The sequence below is a fragment of the Achromobacter sp. NPDC058515 genome (genome assembly GCF_042721735.1).
Classification (GTDB): Bacteria; Pseudomonadota; Gammaproteobacteria; order Burkholderiales; family Burkholderiaceae_B; genus Achromobacter.
In genome coordinates this window covers 56,879-72,177 of the sequence record NZ_JBHXNI010000011.1, presented here as the reverse complement: position 1 = coordinate 72,177, position 15,299 = coordinate 56,879, and the positions used below count along the sequence as shown (strand labels likewise).

The following is a 15,299-nucleotide window of genomic DNA, read 5'->3' as shown; positions in this document are numbered from 1 at the left end:
TTGCCTCAGTTCAGCCGCGGGTTGAGCGCATCGCGCAGCCAGTCGCCCAGCAGGTTGACCGACAGCACCAGCAGCACCAGCGCCGCGCCCGGGAAAATGGTGATCCACCACTCTCCGGAAAACAGGAAATCGTTGCCGATGCGGATCAGCGTGCCCAGCGACGGCGCCGTCGGCGGCACCCCCACCCCCAGGAACGACAGCGTCGCCTCGGTGATGATGGCGGTCGCCAGATGCACCGTGGCCAGCACCAGCACGGGCCCCAGCACATTGGGCAGCACATGGCGGAACATGATCACCGGCGATGCCACGCCGATCACCCGCGCCGCCTGCACGTATTCGCGGTTCTTCTCCACCAGGGTGGAGCCGCGCACGGTGCGGGCGTACTGCGGCCAGCCGGCAAGCGCGATGGCGCCGATCAGGACGGGAAAGGCGATCAGCTCATGCATCTCGCGCGGCACCGCCGCGCGCGCCACGCCGTCGATCAGCAGCGCGATCAGGATGGCGGGAAACGACAACTGCACATCCGCGATGCGCATGATGAAGGCGTCGATGCGCCCGCCGGCATAGCCCGAGATCAGGCCCAGCACGATGCCGATCAGCATCGACAGCAGCACCGAGGCCAACCCGATCAGCAGCGACACGCGCGTCCCGTACAGGATGGCCGAATACAGGTCGCGGCCCTGGCTGTCCGTGCCCAGCAGATACGTCGGCAGGCCGTTGGCCTCCCAGGCGGGCGGCAGCAGCGCGTCCAGCAGCTCTACCTTGGTCAGGTCGAACGGATTGTGCGGCGCCACCCAGCCGGCACCGAAGGAGCCGATCAGGAGAGCCGCCAGCAGCAGGGTCGCCACGATGGCCACGGGAGCCCGGCGCCAGGCCCAGGCGATGTCGCTGTCCCACCAGCGTTTGAGTACGGCGCGCATCAGTGAGCCCCCACGCCGCGGGTCAGCCCGGAACGCAGGCGCGGGTCCACGACGAAATACAGAAGATCGACGATCAGGTTGATCACCACGAACACCAGCGCGATCAGGCACAGGTACGCGGCCATGACCGGCACGTCGGCGAATTGAACCGCCTGGATGAACAGCAGGCCCATGCCCGGCCACTGGAACACGGTTTCCGTGACGATGGCGAAGGCGATGATGCCGCCCAGCTGCAGGCCGGTGATCGTGATGACCGGCACCATCGTGTTCTTCAGGGCATGCCCGAAGTGGATGGCGCGGCGCTTCAGGCCCCGGGCGCGCGCGAACTTGATGTAGTCGGAACGCAGGACTTCCAGCATTTCCGAACGCACCAGCCGCAGCACCAGCGTCATCTGGAACAGCGACAGGGTGATGGACGGCAGGATCAGGTGCTTCCAGCCCGTGGCGGTGAAGAGGCCCGACGACCACCAGCCCACGCTGACCGTGTCGCCCCGCCCGTAGCTGGGCAACCATCCCAGCTGCACGGAGAACACCAGGATCAGCAGGATGCCGATGAGGAACGTGGGCAGCGACACCCCGAGCAGGGACCCGGCCAGCAGCATCTGCGAGACCAGGCTGTTGCGCTTGAGCGCCGTGTACACGCCCAGCGGCACCCCCACGGCCAGCGCCAGCAAAGCCGCCACCAGGGACAGCTCCAGCGTGGCCGGCAGGCGCGACTTCAGCAGGGTGGAGACGGGTTCGCTCTGGCGCAGGGAAATGCCGAAGTTGCCCTGCACGGCATTGGCCACGAAATGGCCGAATTGAACGACGGCGGGCTCGTTCAGCCCCAGGCGCTCGCGCAGCTCGATGCGCTCGGCGTCGGTGGCGTCCTGCCCCAGCATGATGGTGACAGGGTCGCCGACGTATTGAAACAGCACAAAGGCCAGTAGCGCGACGGTGAGCATCACCGCTACGGCCTGCAACAGGCGACGCAGTATGAAAGCGAACATAGGCGGAAAAAAGCAAAACGGCGGGGGCCGGATAGGCCCCGCGCCGTCTGGTGGTTAGCCTGGATCAGTCAACCTTGACCCAATCGGCAACGAGGCGATTGTCGGCACGGTGGATGACCGTGACGTTCTTGCGCATCGCCCAGGGGATGACCTGGTCATGCAGCGGAATGTGCCCGAAGTCCTTGGCGTGCCCTTGCAGCACGGTGATGATGTCGGCGTCGCGCTTGGCCGGATCGGTTTCCGTCTTGATCCGGTCGATGATGACGTCCAGTTCCTTGTTGCTGTAGTTGCCCAGGTTGTACATGCCGTCCGCGCCTTCGCCCTTGGTGCGGATCAGGTTCTGCAGCGTGTACATGGCGTCGAACGTGGGCACGCCCCAGCCGAACAGGTAGGCGCTGGTGTCGAACGACTGCACCTTCGGGAAGTACGTGGAGCGCGGCATGGCGTTCATCGTCGCCTTCACGCCCACCTTGGCCCACATGCCCACCACGGCCTGGCAGATGGCCTCGTCGTTGATGTAGCGGTTGTTCGGGCAGTCCAGCGTGAAGTTCAGCGTGCCGTCGTAGCCGGCTTCCTTCAGCAGGGCGCGTGCCTTCTCGGGATCGTAGGGCACGCGCTTGTGCACGGATTCCGCCCAGCCATGCACCTGCGGCGCGATCATCGTGCCGGTGGGCGCGGACAGGCCGCGCATCACGGCGCGCTTGATCGCGTCCACGTCGATGGCGCGGTACAGCGCCTCGCGCACGCGGATGTCCTGGAACGGGTTCTTGCCCTTGATGTTCGAGTACTGCAGCTCGGGACGCTTCTGGTCCAGGCCCAGGTAGATGGTGCGGTATTCGTTGCCTTCCACCACCTTCTGCGCCTGGCGCAGGCGCTCCAGATCCTGCGCGGCCGGATCCAGCACGAAGTCGATCTCGCCCGACAGCAGCGCCGCGGTCCGCGTGGCGTTCTGCTTGATCGGCGTGAACACCACTTCGGTCACGTTGCCGACCTTGCCGGCCTTGTTCCACCAGTCCTTGTTTTCTTCAAAGACGGTGCGCACGTCCACTTCGCGGCTCTTCAGCTTGTAGGGGCCGGTGCCGTTGGTGTTGCGCGCGCCGTAGGTTTCTTCCTTGTTGACGAAGTCCTGCGGTTTAGCGATGTTGTTCTTCTCCGACCAGGCCTTGTTCATGATGAACACGTTGGTCAGCTGGCGCAGCAGCACGGGGTTGGGCGCCGAGGTTTCGATCTCGACCGTCAGCTCGTCGACCTTGCGCGCTTCCTTGATGCCGGTGGTGTACGCCTTGTAGTTCGACGTGGGCGCCATGGCGCGGTGGATGGAGAACACCACGTCGTCCGCCGTGAAGGCGGCGCCGTCATGGAACTTCACGCCGGGGCGCAGCTTGAAGCGGTACAGCGTCGGCGACAGCTGCTCCCACTCGGTTGCCAGGCGGGGCACCACCTTGAACGTCTTGTCGTAATCGACCAGGGGCTCGTAGATGTAGCTGTTGGCGGCGATCGTCATGCCTTCGTTCTGCGAATGCGGATCAAAGGTGAGGATGTCGCCCTGGGCGGCCCAGCGGAAGGACTTGGCTTGCCCGATCGAGGGCACTGCCACGGCGGCGGCGATCGCGATAGCAATCAAAGTGCGGCGCATAAGTGTCAACTCCTGACAGTAGTCTGAATATCGGCGCGAGTGTGCCTACCCGCCAGACCCGCGTCAATTCAGGGTTTATGCGTACCGGAGCTGGTTTTCACAGAGCGGGAATAATCAGGGACGCATATGCTTGTAACAAAATAATCGAAGCGAACAATGTTCGAGTGCACGCATGCAACGGACTTACTCGTCGGCCTCGAACGGAAGCTCCAGCGGCACATGCTCCGTCATGAGCACGCCCAGCATCTCGATCAGCAGCGCAGCCTTTTCCTCGCCGAACGGCGCGAGCACCGCTTTCTGGTGCTGCAGGGCCTGCTCGCACAGCGCCGCGATCAGGTTCGTCCCCTTGGCCGTGATGCAGACCCGCGTCTGCCGCCGGTCCGCGCGCACGCCGGTGCGCGCTACCAGCCCTTCCGCTTCCATGCGCTGGACCACCTTGCTCAGCGTGGGCTGCTTGGTGATCGCCAGCACCGCCAGGCTGCCGATGGTCTCGCCCGCGCTGCCTTCCAGGCTGGCCAGCACCCGCCATTCGGTCACCGACAGTCCGGCGGCCTTCACCTGCAAATGGAATTCCGCCGAGATGCGCTGGCTGGCCTGCGCCAGCAGATAGGCCAGATAGCCGTCGACAAACCTGGGCCCGCGCACGCCCGCGCGGCCACCGCGCTGCTTATCCAACCGCATGTTGCTTTGCTCCCACGCACCGGTATCCAAGGGCGAACCTCCGCCGAAAAAGGCATTGCACCACGGCGGCGCAAACACGCGCCATGATGTGCCGCAATGCTGTTGCGCAGCACAGGGTATACCCCGAATCGCAACCCGTTTTTGCACCATTGCGGCGCCGAAAATAGGACACATGCCTAAAGGACAACCAGTATATACACCCTTGTTTTAGCGTGATATTTTTTGATTTCCATGAAATTTCATCTTTTTTATTGACAGCTAAAACGTTGACTCCTAAAGTATTTTTCATGCGGTAATTTCGCGACGTGACCATGCTGCGCGGCAGCAATGCTTGAGGACCGGCGCGCCGGTCCGCGAAAGGAATCCAGATGGCTGAAAGGTCTTTCAAGAAAGAAGTCCAGCAATTGCGCATCGGCGCGGGCGAAGAGTTCCGCGGCGAAGGGATTCTTGCCGTCACCAAAGCGCTGCTTCAATCCGGCGTGGGCTATGTCGCGGGCTACCAGGGCTCGCCGATCTCGCACCTGATGGACGTGCTGGCCGACGCCAACGACATCCTGCAGGAACTGGGCGTGCATTTCGAGGCCAGCGCCTCGGAAGCCACCGCCGCCGCCTCGCTCGCGGCCTCGGTCATGTACCCCATCCGCGGCGCGGTCACCTGGAAGTCCACCGTCGGCACCAACGTCGCGTCGGACGCGCTGGCCAACCTGGCCTCCGGCGGCGTCACGGGCGGCGCGCTGGTCATCGTGGGCGAAGACTACGGCGAAGGCTCGTCCATCATGCAGGAACGCTCGCACGCGTTCGCCATGAAGTCCCAGATCTGGCTGCTGGACCCGCGCCCCAACCTGGAAAGCATGGTCAAGGCGGTGGAAGACGGCTTCGAGCTCTCCGAAGCCAGCAAGACGCCCGTGATGCTGCAGCTGCGCATCCGCGGCTGCCACGTGCATGGCCGCTTCATCGCCAAGGAAAACCAGCGCCCCGCCTTCTCGCTGGCCCAGGCGCTGGAAAGCCCTGCGCGAGACACCAGCCGCATCGTGCTGCCGCCCGCCTCCTTCCTGCACGAACAGGAAAAAATCAAGGAGCGCTGGCCCGCCGCCATCCGCTACATCAAGGAACACAAGCTCAATGAGCACTTCGACGGCGACCAGGACGACATCGGCCTGATCCTGCAGGGCGGCCTGTACAACGGCGTCATCCGCTCGCTGCAACTGCTGGGCCTGGCGGACAACTTCGGCAACAGCCGCATCCCGCTGTATGTCATGAACGTCACCTACCCCGTCATCGAAGACGAGGTCATCGACTTCTGCCGCGGCAAGCGCGCCGTGCTGCTGCTTGAAGAAGGCCAGCCGGACTACATCGAACAGAACCTGCACGCCGTGCTGCGCCGCGCCGGCGTCGCCACGCACCTGTCGGGCAAGGACGTGCTGCCCATGGCGGGCGAATACACCACCCAGGTCATGCGCGACGGCCTGCGCGAATTCCTGAAGCGCCACCGTCCCGAGTCGCTGCAGACGCACGCCGCCGTCGCGGCGGACCCGCAGGCGCAAACCCGCCAGCTTGAAATCACCGAGGTGTCGCGGCCCAAGCCCGCCCGCCCCGCCGAGCAGCCCATCACCTTCCACAAGCAGGTCGAAGGCCTGGCGGCCGTGGTGCCGCCCCGCCCCGCCGGCTTCTGTACGGGCTGTCCGGAGCGGCCCATTTTTTCCGCGCTGACGCTGGCGCAGGAAACGCTGGGCCAGCACCATATCTCCTGCGACATCGGCTGCCACCTGTTCTCCATCCTGCCGCCCTTCAACCTGGGCGCCACGACCATGGGCTACGGCCTGGGCGCATCCAGCGCCGCGGCCTTCAACGTGCCGGCGGCCAAGCGGCCCATCTCCATCATGGGCGACGGCGGCTTCTGGCATAACGGCCTGTCGTCCGGCATCGGCAACGCGGTGTTCAACAAGTACGACGGCGTCATCGTCATCGTCGACAACTTCTACGCCTCGGCCACGGGCGGGCAGGACATCCTGTCCTCGCGCGCCGACAACCCCGACCGGTCCACCAACAATCCCATCGACCACGCCGTGCGCGGCGTGGGCGTGAAGTGGGTGCGCACGCTGGACCGCACGTACGACGTCGCCCGCGTGCGCGCCACCATCGAGGAAGCGCTCACGACCGACATCAAGGGCCCCAAGGTCATCATCGCGCAGTCCGAGTGCATGCTGAACAAGCAGCGGCGCGTCAAGCCGCTGTTCAACAAGGCGGTCAAGGAAGGCCGCCGCATGGTGAAGGAGCGCTTCGGCGTGGACCCGGACGTCTGCACGGGCGACCACGCCTGTATCCGCCTGTCCGGCTGCCCGTCGTTGACAGTGAAGGACAGCGGCGACCCCCTGAAGGAAGATCCGGTGGCCCATGTGGAAAGCAGCTGCGTGGGCTGCGGCAACTGCGGCGAAGTCGCCCATGCGGCCGTGCTGTGCCCGTCGTTCTACCGCGCCGACATCGTTCACAACCCGACGGGCGGCGACCGCTTCCTGGCGCGCGTGCGCGGGGCGGTCATCGGCTTCCTGCAGCGCCGCCGCGCGGCGCGCCTGGCCCACAACGCCTTTTAAGGACACCTGCCTCATGAACCCGGCGGCTATGCAGCAAGGCACCCCGATCAAGATCGCCATCCTCGCCATGGGCGGCCAGGGCGGCGGCGTGCTGGCCGACTGGATCGTCGACATGGCCGAACACGCCGGCTGGTGGGCGCAGACCACCTCCGTGCCCGGCGTGGCCCAGCGCACCGGCGCCACGATCTACTACCTGGAACTGCTGCCCGAGGCCGACGTCAAGCGCGCCGGCCGCCAGCCCGCGCTGGCGCTGATGCCCACCCCGGGCGACGTGGACCTGGTGGTGGCGGCCGAACTGATGGAAGGCGGCCGCGCCATCCAGCGCGGCCTGGTCACGCCGGAACGCACCGTGCTGATCGCATCCTCGCACCGCAGCTATGCGGTCAGCGAGAAATCCGCGCCCGGCAACGGCATCGCCGATCCGAACAAGGTGCTGGAAGCCGGCCGCTCCGCGGCCAGGCGCTTCCTGTGCTTTGATCTTCAGGACCTGGCCGACCGCGCCGGCAGCGTCATCAGCGCCAGCCTGTTCGGCGCGGTCGCCGGCAGCGGCGCCCTGCCCTTTGCGCGCGAAGACTACGAGGCCACCGTGCGCCGCGCCGGCCTCGGCGTGGACGCGAGCCTGCGCGCCTTTGCGCTGGGCTTCGAATCCGCCGACCAGGCGCCCGCGCAACCCGCCGCCATCGACCTGGCGCGGCCGGTGCCGGCCCTGCCCGAGCGCGCCGCCAATCCCCGGACCCAAGCCCTGCTGGACCAGATCCGGCGCGACTTCCCCGCCTGTGCGCAGCCCATGCTGGCCGCGGGCGTGCGCCGCCAGATCGAGTTCCAGGACCTGGCCTACGCCCAGGACTACCTGCGGCGCATGAAGGCCATCCGCGACCTGGACGCGCAGCACGGCGGCGACGCCCGGCAATGGGCGCTGACCTGCGCCGCCGCGCGCTACGTGGCCACGGCCATGGCCTACGACGACGTGATCCGCGTCGCGGACCTGAAGACCCGCGGCACGCGCTTTGACCGGGTGCGCCAGGAAGTCGGCGCGCGTCCGGACCAGCTGGTCTACATGACGGAATTCATGCATCCGCGGCTGGAGGAAATCTGCGGCGCCCTGCCCTCCGGACTGGGCCGCTGGCTGGAAGGGTCCAAGGCGTTCGGCGGCTTTGTCGAACGCCGCCTGGGCAAGGGCCGCCGCATGCAGAGCGGCACGCTGGGCGGCTTCCTGATGCTGTACATGCTGGCCGGCATGCGGCGTTTTCGCCGCCGCACGCTGCGCCACCAGATCGAAACCGAGGGCCTGGAACAGTGGCTGGCCCTGATCGCCAGGCTGGCGCCGCAGGACTACGCGCTGGCGGTCGAGACCGTCAACTGCCGCCGCCTGGTCAAGGGCTACAGCGACACGCATGTGCGCGGCGGCGGCAAGTATCGCCAGCTGATCGCCGCGGCGGCCCAGCTGGCAGGCCGGCCCGACGCCGCCGAGTCGCTGCGCGCCCTGCGCGACACGGCGCTGGCCAACGAGAAATGCGGGCCCATGGAACGCCAGCTGGCGGAAAAACTGGCCGCTTGAGCCCACTACCAGACAAGAGACAGACGCTGTGCAGACATTCAAACTGATCGTCCGGGAAGTCCGGCAGGAATCGCCGCTGATCCGCTCGTTCCGGCTGGCGCGCGCGGACGCCGGCCCGCTGCCCGCCTTCGGGCCGGGCGCGCACCTGAAGGTGTCGGTGCCGGGCCTGCGCGACCCGCGCTGCTATTCGCTGGTTCAGCTGGCGCCCGAAGCCGGGCAGTTCGCCCAGCCCGCCGAATACCGCCTGGGCGTGCGGCTGGAAGACGCCAGCCAGGGCGGATCGCGCCACATGCATGCGCTGGCCGAAGGCGACACGCTGACGGTCGAAGGCCCGAAGAACGACTTTCCGCTGCACGAATCGCCCGCGGGCGACGAGCCCGTCGTGCTGATCGCGGGCGGCATCGGCATCACGCCCATCGCGTCCATGGCCGCCGCGCTCAAGGCCGCCGGCCGCGCCTTCCACCTGCATTACTGCGGCCGCGCCAAGGACCAGTTCGCCTTCCTGCCCGAGCTGCAGGCGCTGGCGGGCGGCGACCTGACGCTGCACGCCGACGACGACCCGTCCAGCCGCTTCGACCTCCAGGCGCTGCTGGAATCGGCAACGCCGCGCCAGCACCTGTACGTGTGCGGGCCCAAGGGCCTGATCGACGCCGTCATCCAGGGCGCCCGCGCGCGCCACTGGCCCGACGCGCACATTCATTTTGAACTCTTCGTCACCGCCGCCGCGCAGGCCGGCGACCGGCCCTTCGAGGTCGAGCTGCGCCAGTCCGGCCGCGTGCTGGCCATCCCCGCCGACAAGACCATCGTCGACGTCATGGAAGAAGAAGGCTGCGACCCGATGTTCGACTGCAAGCGAGGCGAATGCGGCGTCTGCCAGGCCACGGTGCTGGAAGGCGAGCCCGACCACCGCGACTACTACCTGTCCGACACCGAGAAGGCCAGCGGCAAGATCATCCAGATCTGCATCTCGCGCGCCAAGTCCGCGCGCCTGGTGCTGGACCTGTAGGAAGGAAGCGACCATGGCCAAATACCGCGACAACCCCGACGCCATCCGCGCCCTGCTGCGCGACACCGAGGTGCACAAGGACCTGTTCATCGACCAGGAGCTGTTCGACCTGGAAATGGAGCGCCTGTACGCCAATACCTGGGTCTATGTCGGCCACGACAGCCAGGTGCCCAATCCCGGCGACTACATCACCACCACGGTCGGCAACCAGCCCGTCGTGATGGTGCGCCACAGCGACCGCACGGTGCGCGTGCTGCACAACCGCTGCCCCCACAAGGGCACCATGGTGGCGGGCGACGCCTGCGGCAACACGGGCAAGTTTTTCCGCTGCCCCTACCACGCCTGGACGTTCAAGACGGACGGCAGCCTGCTGTCGATTCCGCTGAAGAAGGGCTACGAGAACACCGGCCTGGAAAACTGCGAAGCCAGCCAGGGCATGGCCGCCGTGAAAGACGTGAAGAACCACCGCGGCTTCGTGTTCTGCCGCCTGAACCCGGACGGCCAGCCGTTCGAGGAGTTCTTCGGCGAATCGCTTTCCACGCTGGACAACATGGTGGACCGCTCGCCCGAAGGCCGGCTCGAAGTCGCCGGCGGCGTGCTGCGCTACATGCACCGCTGCAACTGGAAGATGCTGGTCGACAACCAGACCGACACCTGCCACCCGATGGTGGCGCACGAATCGTCCGCGGGCACGGCCGTCAAGGTCTGGGAACAGGCCCCGGCGGGCACGCCCAAGCCCATGGCCGTGGAGCTGTTCGCGCCGTTCATCTCGCCCTATGAGTTCTTCGAGAACATGGGCATCCGCGTCTGGGAGAACGGCCACGGCCACACCGGCGTGTCGGACTCCATCCACGCGTCCTATTCCGGCGTGCCGGGCTACTGGGAATCGATGGCGGCGGCCTACGGAGAGGAACGCGCCAGGCAGATCCTGGGCGACGTGCGCCACAACACCGTGTACTTCCCCAACATCATGGTCAAGGGCCCCATCCAGACGCTGCGGATCTTCAAGCCCATCGCCGCCGACCGCACGCTGGTGGAGTCCTGGACCTTCCGCCTGGTGGGCGCGCCGGACCTGCTGCTGGAGCGCACCCTCATGTACAACCGCCTCATCAACGCCCCCACGTCCGTGGTCGGCCACGACGACCTGGAAATGTACGAGCGCGCGCAGGACGGCCTGAACTCCCGCGCCCGCGACTGGGTGAACGTGGGACGGCTGTATACGCCTGGCGAGGCCGGCCAGAAGAACGTCGCCACCAATGGCACCAATGAATGGCAAATGCGCAACCAGTACCGCGCATGGGGCCGCTACATGACCGGACCGGATTCCGTATGAGCGCAAGCGACCGCGAGCTTATCGATTTTGTCTACGCCGAGGCGCGCATGCTTGACGAGCTGCGCTTCGAAGACTGGCTGAACCTGTACACCGAGGACGGCTGCTACTGGATGCCGCTGGCCCACGGCCAGACCGACCCGAAGCTGCACGCCTCGCTCATGTACGAGGACAAGCTGCTGCTGCGCGTGCGCGTGGAGCGGCTGGCCGGCCAGCGCACGTTCTCGCAACAGCCCAAGAGCCGCTGCCACCACCTGCTGCAGGCGCCTGCCGTGGAACACGGCCACCCCGAGGCCGCGCCCGCAGAAGGCCGCTACGTGTTGCGCACCGCCTTCCATTACGTCGAAACCCGGCAGGACGCGCAAACGCTTTACGCCGGCTGGGCCACGCACCACCTGGTGGAACGGGACGGCGCCCTGCGCATCCGCTTAAAGCGCGTTGACCTCGTCAACTGCGACGCCGCCTTCGGCAACATCCAATTGTTCATGTAGGAGCGGCTTGTGAGCCCCACCGTCCACCAGGCTTTCCGCGACACCGCAGCCCGCCACGGCGCCCGGCCCTTCCTGTGCATCCTGCCCGAGACGGCCGGCGCCTATGGCATCGAAACAGGCGAGCTGACCTACGCCGGGGCCGCCGACGCCATCGAGGCGCTGCGCGCCGCTTACGCCCGGGCCGGCTATGGCCACGGCCACCGCGCCGGCCTGCTGCTGGAAAACCGCCCCGCGTTCTTCCTGCACTGGTTCGCGCTCAACGCGCTGGGCGTCTCGGTCGTGCCGATCAACCCCGACCTGCGCGCCGCCGAACTGGAATACCTGGCCGGCCACTCCGAGATCGCGCTGGCCGTGGCGCTGCCCGAACGCCATGCCGACCTGCTGGCGGCCGCCGAACGCGCTGGCCGTCCGTTGCGCATCATGGGGCCGGACGATGCGCCGCCCGCCGCGCCGTTTCCCGCGCCCCTGGGCGACACGCCGCCCGCCGAGCTGACCGAATGCGCGCTGCTCTACACGTCCGGCACCACCGGCCGCCCCAAGGGCTGCATCCTGCCCAACCGCTACTTCCTGCACGCGGGCGGCTGGTACGCGCGCATCGGCGGGCTGGCCGCGCTGCGCCCCGGCCAGGAACGCATGCTGACGCCGCTGCCGCTGGTGCACATGAACGCCATGGCGTATTCGGCCATGGCCATGGTGCTGACGGGCGGCTGCCTGATCCCGCTGGACCGCTTCCATCCCAGGACCTGGTGGGACAGCGTGCGGGAGTCCGGCGCCACCGTGCTGCACTACCTGGGCGTCATGCCCGCCATCCTGATGAAGGCCGAGCCGTCCGAGCGCGACCGCCAGCCCGCCATCCGCTTCGGCTTCGGGGCGGGCGTGGACCGCAAGCTGCACCAGCCCTTTGAAGCGCGCTTCGGCTTTCCGCTGCTGGAAGCCTGGGCCATGACCGAGACCGGCGCGGGCGCGGTCGTCATCGCCAACCAGGAACCGCGCCATGTCGGCACCAGCAGCTTCGGCCGCGAGGAAGACGATGTGCAGGTGCGGATCGTGACGGACGCAGGCGGCCCCGCCGCGGCCGGCGAACACGGCGAACTGCTGGTGCGCCATGCCGGCGACGATCCGCGCTACGGCTTTTTTGCCGGCTACCTGAAGGACCAGGCCGCCACCGATGAAGCCTGGCAGGACGGCTGGTTCCACACCGGCGACATCGTGCGCCGCGAAGCCGACGGCGCGCTGCGCTTCGTCGACCGCAAGAAGAACGTGATCCGCCGCAGCGGCGAGAACATCTCGGCCGTGGAAGTGGAAAGCGTGCTGATGCAGCATCCGCTGGTGAAGGCGGTGGCGGTCGCCGCCGTGCCCGACCCCGTGCGCGGCGACGAAGTGCTGGCCTGCGTGGTGCCGGAAATCCTGCCCGCCGGCGAAGCCGCCATGGCCGAGGCCGCGCGCGGCATCGTGCAATGGAGCCTGGAGCAGCTCGCGTACTACAAGGCGCCGGGCTATGTCGCGTTCGTGGACAGCCTGCCGCTCACCACCACCAACAAGATCCAGCGCGGCGAGATGAAGGCGCTGGCGCCCACCTTGCCCGGCACGGCGCGCTGCATGGACACGACGGCGATGAAGAAGCGCCCCCATGCCACGCCCGCTGCAGCGGGCTTGCCGGCCTCCGAGGAGGCTCGCCCATGAGCCGCCTGGGCTATGACGGCGTCGTGGCGGCCCTGCCCGTCACGATTCCCTACGAGCGCTATTCGACGCACGCCGCGCACTGGTGGCTGGGCCGCGCGCTGGGCGCGCTGATCCGGCAAGCCGGCGTGGCCAAGACCGATGTGGACGGGCTGTGCGTGTCCAGCTTCACCCTTGCGCCCGACACCGCCGTCGGGCTGGTGCAGCACCTGGGCATGAGCCCGCGCTGGCTGGACCACATCCCCATGGGCGGCGCCAGCGGCGTGGCCGCGCTGCGCCGCGCCGCGCGCGCCGTGCAGGCGGGCGACGCGGACATCGTGGCCTGCATCGCGGGCGACACCAACCATGTGGACTCGTTCCGCAATACGGTCAGCCAGTTCTCGCGGTTCGCGCAGGACGCCGTCTACCCGTACGGCGCGGGCGGCCCGAACGCCAGCTTCGCGCTCCTGACCGCGAACTACATGCGCGCCACCGGCGCCACCCGCGAAGACTTCGGCAAGCTCTGCGTGGCCCAGCGCGACAACGCCTTGCGCTATCCGCACGCGCTGATGAAAAAGCCGCTGACGCTGGCGCAGTACCTGGACGCCCGCGTCATCACCGACCCGATCCACCTGTTCGACTGCGTCATGCCCTGCGCCGGGGCCGACGCCTTCCTGGTCATGAGCGAGGACCGGGCGCGCGCGCTGAAGCTGCCCTGCGCCCGCATCCTGTCCACCATCGAACGCCACAACGCCTGGATCGAAGATCCCATCCAGACGCGCGGCGGCTGGACCATGGACGTGGACGAGCTGTACGGCCAGGCCAACGCCGCCCCCGCCGACATGGACTTCCTGCAGGCCTACGACGACTACCCCGTGATCAACCTGATGCAGATGGAAGACCTGGGCTTCTGCGAGAAAGGCGCGGCGCCGGACTTCGTGCGCGGCAACACCTTCACGGTGGACGGCAGCTTCCCGTTCAACACCAACGGCGGCCAGTTGTCGGTCGGCCAGGCGGGCGCCGCCGGCGGCTATCTCGGCATGGTCGAGGCGCTGCGCCAGCTGACCGGCGCGGCCGGCGGCACGCAGGTCGCCAGCGCCCGCCTGGGGCTGGTCAGCGGCTTCGGCATGATCAATTACGACCGCGGGCTGTGCACCGCCGCGGCCATCCTGGCAAGGAGCGACGCATGACCGAGCCGCTAGCCAAGCCGCCCCGGAAGAACCCCGTTGCGCGCACCCGGCAGCCCACGCTGCCGCCCGGCTCGCGCAGCCGCGCGGCCCTGGGGCTGACCGCCGCCGCCGCCGAAGGACGCTTCGACCTGCAGACCTGCGCCGACTGCGGCGCCGTGCAGTACCCGCCCCGCGAAGTGTGCGGCGACTGCCTGTCCGAACACCTGCCCTGGCGGCCGGCCGATCCGAACGGCGCGCTGCTGGTCAGCACCACCCTGCATCACAGCAACGACCTGTACTTCCGCGAGCGCCTGCCCTGGCGCGTGGGCACGGTGCGCATGGACGCCGGCCCTTCCGTCGTGGCGCACGTCCACCAGGACTGCGCCGATGGCGGCCGCGTGCGCCTGGCGCTCAAGCTGGACCGCAGCGGCCAGGCCGTGATGATCGCCCTGCCTGAGAGGAATACCCCGAACATGGAAGACGACAAGACCCTGCGCGAGACCTCGTGCGACCCGAAGTTCCGCCGCGCGCTGGTGACGGACGGCAAGTCGGCCGTCGGCCAGGCCGTGGCGCGCGCGCTGCTGGACGCGGGCTGCCCCGCGGTGTTCCTGGGCGACCCGCAGGCCTGGAAGCGCGATGCCGCCTTTGACGCGCTGGGCGCGGACCCGCGGGTGCAGGTGGTGGCGCTGGACGTGACCGACACCGATTCCGTCGAGCGCGTCGCCGCTTCCATCGGCGGCAAGGTCGAGATCCTGGTGAACACCGCCGACCTGGAACGCGAAGGCGGCCTGCTGAACCGCAAGGACGTGAACACCGCGCGCGACGCCATGGACGTGAACGTGCTGGGCCTGATGCGCCTGGCCCAGTGCTTCGGCCCCGCGCTGTGCGGACGCGCCGCCGACGGCGTGAACAGCGCCGCGGCCTGGGTCAACGTGCTGTCCATCTACGCCCACATGAACCTGCCGTCGCGCGGCATGTGGTCGGCATCCAAGGCCGCCGCGCTGTCGCTGGCGCAATGTCTGCGCGCGGAGCTGCGCGGCGCGGGAGTGCGGGTGGTCAACGTGTTCCCCGGCCCGGTCGACCATGAATGGGAACAGCGCACGCCGCCGCCGCGCGTGGCGCCCGCGGCGATTGCCGCCGCCATCGTGCGGGCGCTGAAGGATGGCATCGAGGACGTGTATGTCGGCGACGTGGCGCAGGAGTTTCGCGCCCGGCTGGCCGAGAACCCCAAGGGCCTGGAACGGGAGCTGGGCGCGTAGCCGCGCGCCG

Annotated in this window: 13 protein-coding genes; 8 read left to right on the top strand and 5 right to left on the bottom strand. The window is 68.0% G+C overall.

Translation table 11 applies throughout. The features are described from left to right. Window positions 1–5: 5 nt before the first annotated feature. The 5 genes from ACFWP0_RS19155 to ACFWP0_RS19135 all read right to left on the bottom strand — a co-directional run bounded on the left by ACFWP0_RS19155 (window position 6) and on the right by ACFWP0_RS19135 (window position 4,614). Complete coding sequence (locus tag ACFWP0_RS19155; protein WP_377844670.1) at window positions 6–920, bottom strand: ABC transporter permease; 915 nt, start codon at window positions 918–920, stop codon at window positions 6–8. Further along, on the bottom strand, window positions 920–1,909 hold the full coding sequence (locus ACFWP0_RS19150) for an ABC transporter permease (protein ID WP_377844668.1): 990 nt from the start codon (window positions 1,907–1,909) through the stop codon (window positions 920–922). The genes ACFWP0_RS19155 and ACFWP0_RS19150 overlap by 1 nt, the downstream gene beginning before the upstream one ends. Before the next feature lie 64 nt (window positions 1,910–1,973). After that, complete coding sequence (locus ACFWP0_RS19145; RefSeq protein ID WP_377844666.1) at window positions 1,974–3,545, bottom strand: ABC transporter substrate-binding protein; 1,572 nt, start codon at window positions 3,543–3,545, stop codon at window positions 1,974–1,976. Between the two features lie 183 nt (window positions 3,546–3,728). Next, complete coding sequence (locus tag ACFWP0_RS19140; RefSeq protein ID WP_377844664.1) at window positions 3,729–4,226, bottom strand: MarR family winged helix-turn-helix transcriptional regulator; 498 nt, start codon at window positions 4,224–4,226, stop codon at window positions 3,729–3,731. Further along, on the bottom strand, window positions 4,213–4,614 hold the full coding sequence (locus ACFWP0_RS19135; protein ID WP_377844663.1) for a hypothetical protein: 402 nt from the start codon (window positions 4,612–4,614) through the stop codon (window positions 4,213–4,215). The genes ACFWP0_RS19140 and ACFWP0_RS19135 overlap by 14 nt, the downstream gene beginning before the upstream one ends. Here ACFWP0_RS19135 and ACFWP0_RS19130 point away from each other — a divergent pair. Genes ACFWP0_RS19130 through ACFWP0_RS19095 form a run of 8 tightly spaced genes read left to right on the top strand, consistent with a single transcriptional unit; the run spans window position 4,595 to window position 15,289 of the window. Then, a complete protein-coding gene (locus ACFWP0_RS19130) occupies window positions 4,595–6,817 on the top strand; it encodes a thiamine pyrophosphate-dependent enzyme (protein WP_377844661.1) in 2,223 nt (740 codons plus the stop codon). The genes ACFWP0_RS19135 and ACFWP0_RS19130 overlap by 20 nt on opposite strands. Before the next feature lie 13 nt (window positions 6,818–6,830). Then, the gene (locus ACFWP0_RS19125; RefSeq protein ID WP_377844659.1) at window positions 6,831–8,375 is read left to right on the top strand and encodes an indolepyruvate oxidoreductase subunit beta family protein; all 1,545 of its coding nucleotides are present in this window, start codon (window positions 6,831–6,833) and stop codon (window positions 8,373–8,375) included. 28 nt (window positions 8,376–8,403) lie between these two features. Continuing rightward, the gene (locus ACFWP0_RS19120) at window positions 8,404–9,381 is read left to right on the top strand and encodes a PDR/VanB family oxidoreductase (RefSeq protein WP_377844657.1); all 978 of its coding nucleotides are present in this window, start codon (window positions 8,404–8,406) and stop codon (window positions 9,379–9,381) included. Window positions 9,382–9,394: 13 nt separating this feature from the next. Then, window positions 9,395–10,714, top strand: coding sequence for an aromatic ring-hydroxylating dioxygenase subunit alpha (locus ACFWP0_RS19115; RefSeq protein WP_377844655.1), 1,320 nt, complete (start codon window positions 9,395–9,397; stop codon window positions 10,712–10,714). Continuing rightward, window positions 10,711–11,202 carry an aromatic-ring-hydroxylating dioxygenase subunit beta gene (locus ACFWP0_RS19110; protein ID WP_377844653.1) on the top strand — a complete coding sequence of 164 codons (492 nt, stop codon included), beginning with the start codon at window positions 10,711–10,713 and terminating at the stop codon, window positions 11,200–11,202. The genes ACFWP0_RS19115 and ACFWP0_RS19110 overlap by 4 nt, the downstream gene beginning before the upstream one ends. A 9-nt stretch (window positions 11,203–11,211) precedes the next feature. Further along, window positions 11,212–12,885 carry an AMP-binding protein gene (locus tag ACFWP0_RS19105; RefSeq protein WP_377844651.1) on the top strand — a complete coding sequence of 558 codons (1,674 nt, stop codon included), beginning with the start codon at window positions 11,212–11,214 and terminating at the stop codon, window positions 12,883–12,885. Beyond that, window positions 12,882–14,051 (top strand): thiolase family protein, encoded by a 1,170-nt coding sequence (locus ACFWP0_RS19100; protein WP_377844649.1) that lies wholly within the window; start codon window positions 12,882–12,884, stop codon window positions 14,049–14,051. Before ACFWP0_RS19105 ends, ACFWP0_RS19100 begins: the two co-directional genes overlap by 4 nt. Continuing rightward, the gene (locus ACFWP0_RS19095) at window positions 14,048–15,289 is read left to right on the top strand and encodes an SDR family NAD(P)-dependent oxidoreductase (protein ID WP_377844647.1); all 1,242 of its coding nucleotides are present in this window, start codon (window positions 14,048–14,050) and stop codon (window positions 15,287–15,289) included. The genes ACFWP0_RS19100 and ACFWP0_RS19095 overlap by 4 nt, the downstream gene beginning before the upstream one ends. The last annotated feature ends 10 nt before the right edge of the window (window positions 15,290–15,299 follow it).

What these genes read in the sequence shown, in the direction of transcription:
- ACFWP0_RS19110 (WP_377844653.1), top strand. Translation starts at nt 10,711, where the DNA reads ATGAGCGCAAGCGACCGCGAGCTTATCGATTTTGTCTACGCCGAGGCG.
- ACFWP0_RS19155 (WP_377844670.1), bottom strand. Translation starts at nt 920, where the DNA reads ATGCGCGCCGTACTCAAACGCTGGTGGGACAGCGACATCGCCTGGGCC.
- ACFWP0_RS19130 (WP_377844661.1), top strand. Translation starts at nt 4,595, where the DNA reads ATGGCTGAAAGGTCTTTCAAGAAAGAAGTCCAGCAATTGCGCATCGGC.
- ACFWP0_RS19140 (WP_377844664.1), bottom strand. Translation starts at nt 4,226, where the DNA reads ATGCGGTTGGATAAGCAGCGCGGTGGCCGCGCGGGCGTGCGCGGGCCC.
- ACFWP0_RS19125 (WP_377844659.1), top strand. Translation starts at nt 6,831, where the DNA reads ATGAACCCGGCGGCTATGCAGCAAGGCACCCCGATCAAGATCGCCATC.
- ACFWP0_RS19150 (WP_377844668.1), bottom strand. Translation starts at nt 1,909, where the DNA reads ATGTTCGCTTTCATACTGCGTCGCCTGTTGCAGGCCGTAGCGGTGATG.
- ACFWP0_RS19145 (WP_377844666.1), bottom strand. Translation starts at nt 3,545, where the DNA reads ATGCGCCGCACTTTGATTGCTATCGCGATCGCCGCCGCCGTGGCAGTG.
- ACFWP0_RS19095 (WP_377844647.1), top strand. Translation starts at nt 14,048, where the DNA reads ATGACCGAGCCGCTAGCCAAGCCGCCCCGGAAGAACCCCGTTGCGCGC.
- ACFWP0_RS19115 (WP_377844655.1), top strand. Translation starts at nt 9,395, where the DNA reads ATGGCCAAATACCGCGACAACCCCGACGCCATCCGCGCCCTGCTGCGC.
- ACFWP0_RS19100 (WP_377844649.1), top strand. Translation starts at nt 12,882, where the DNA reads ATGAGCCGCCTGGGCTATGACGGCGTCGTGGCGGCCCTGCCCGTCACG.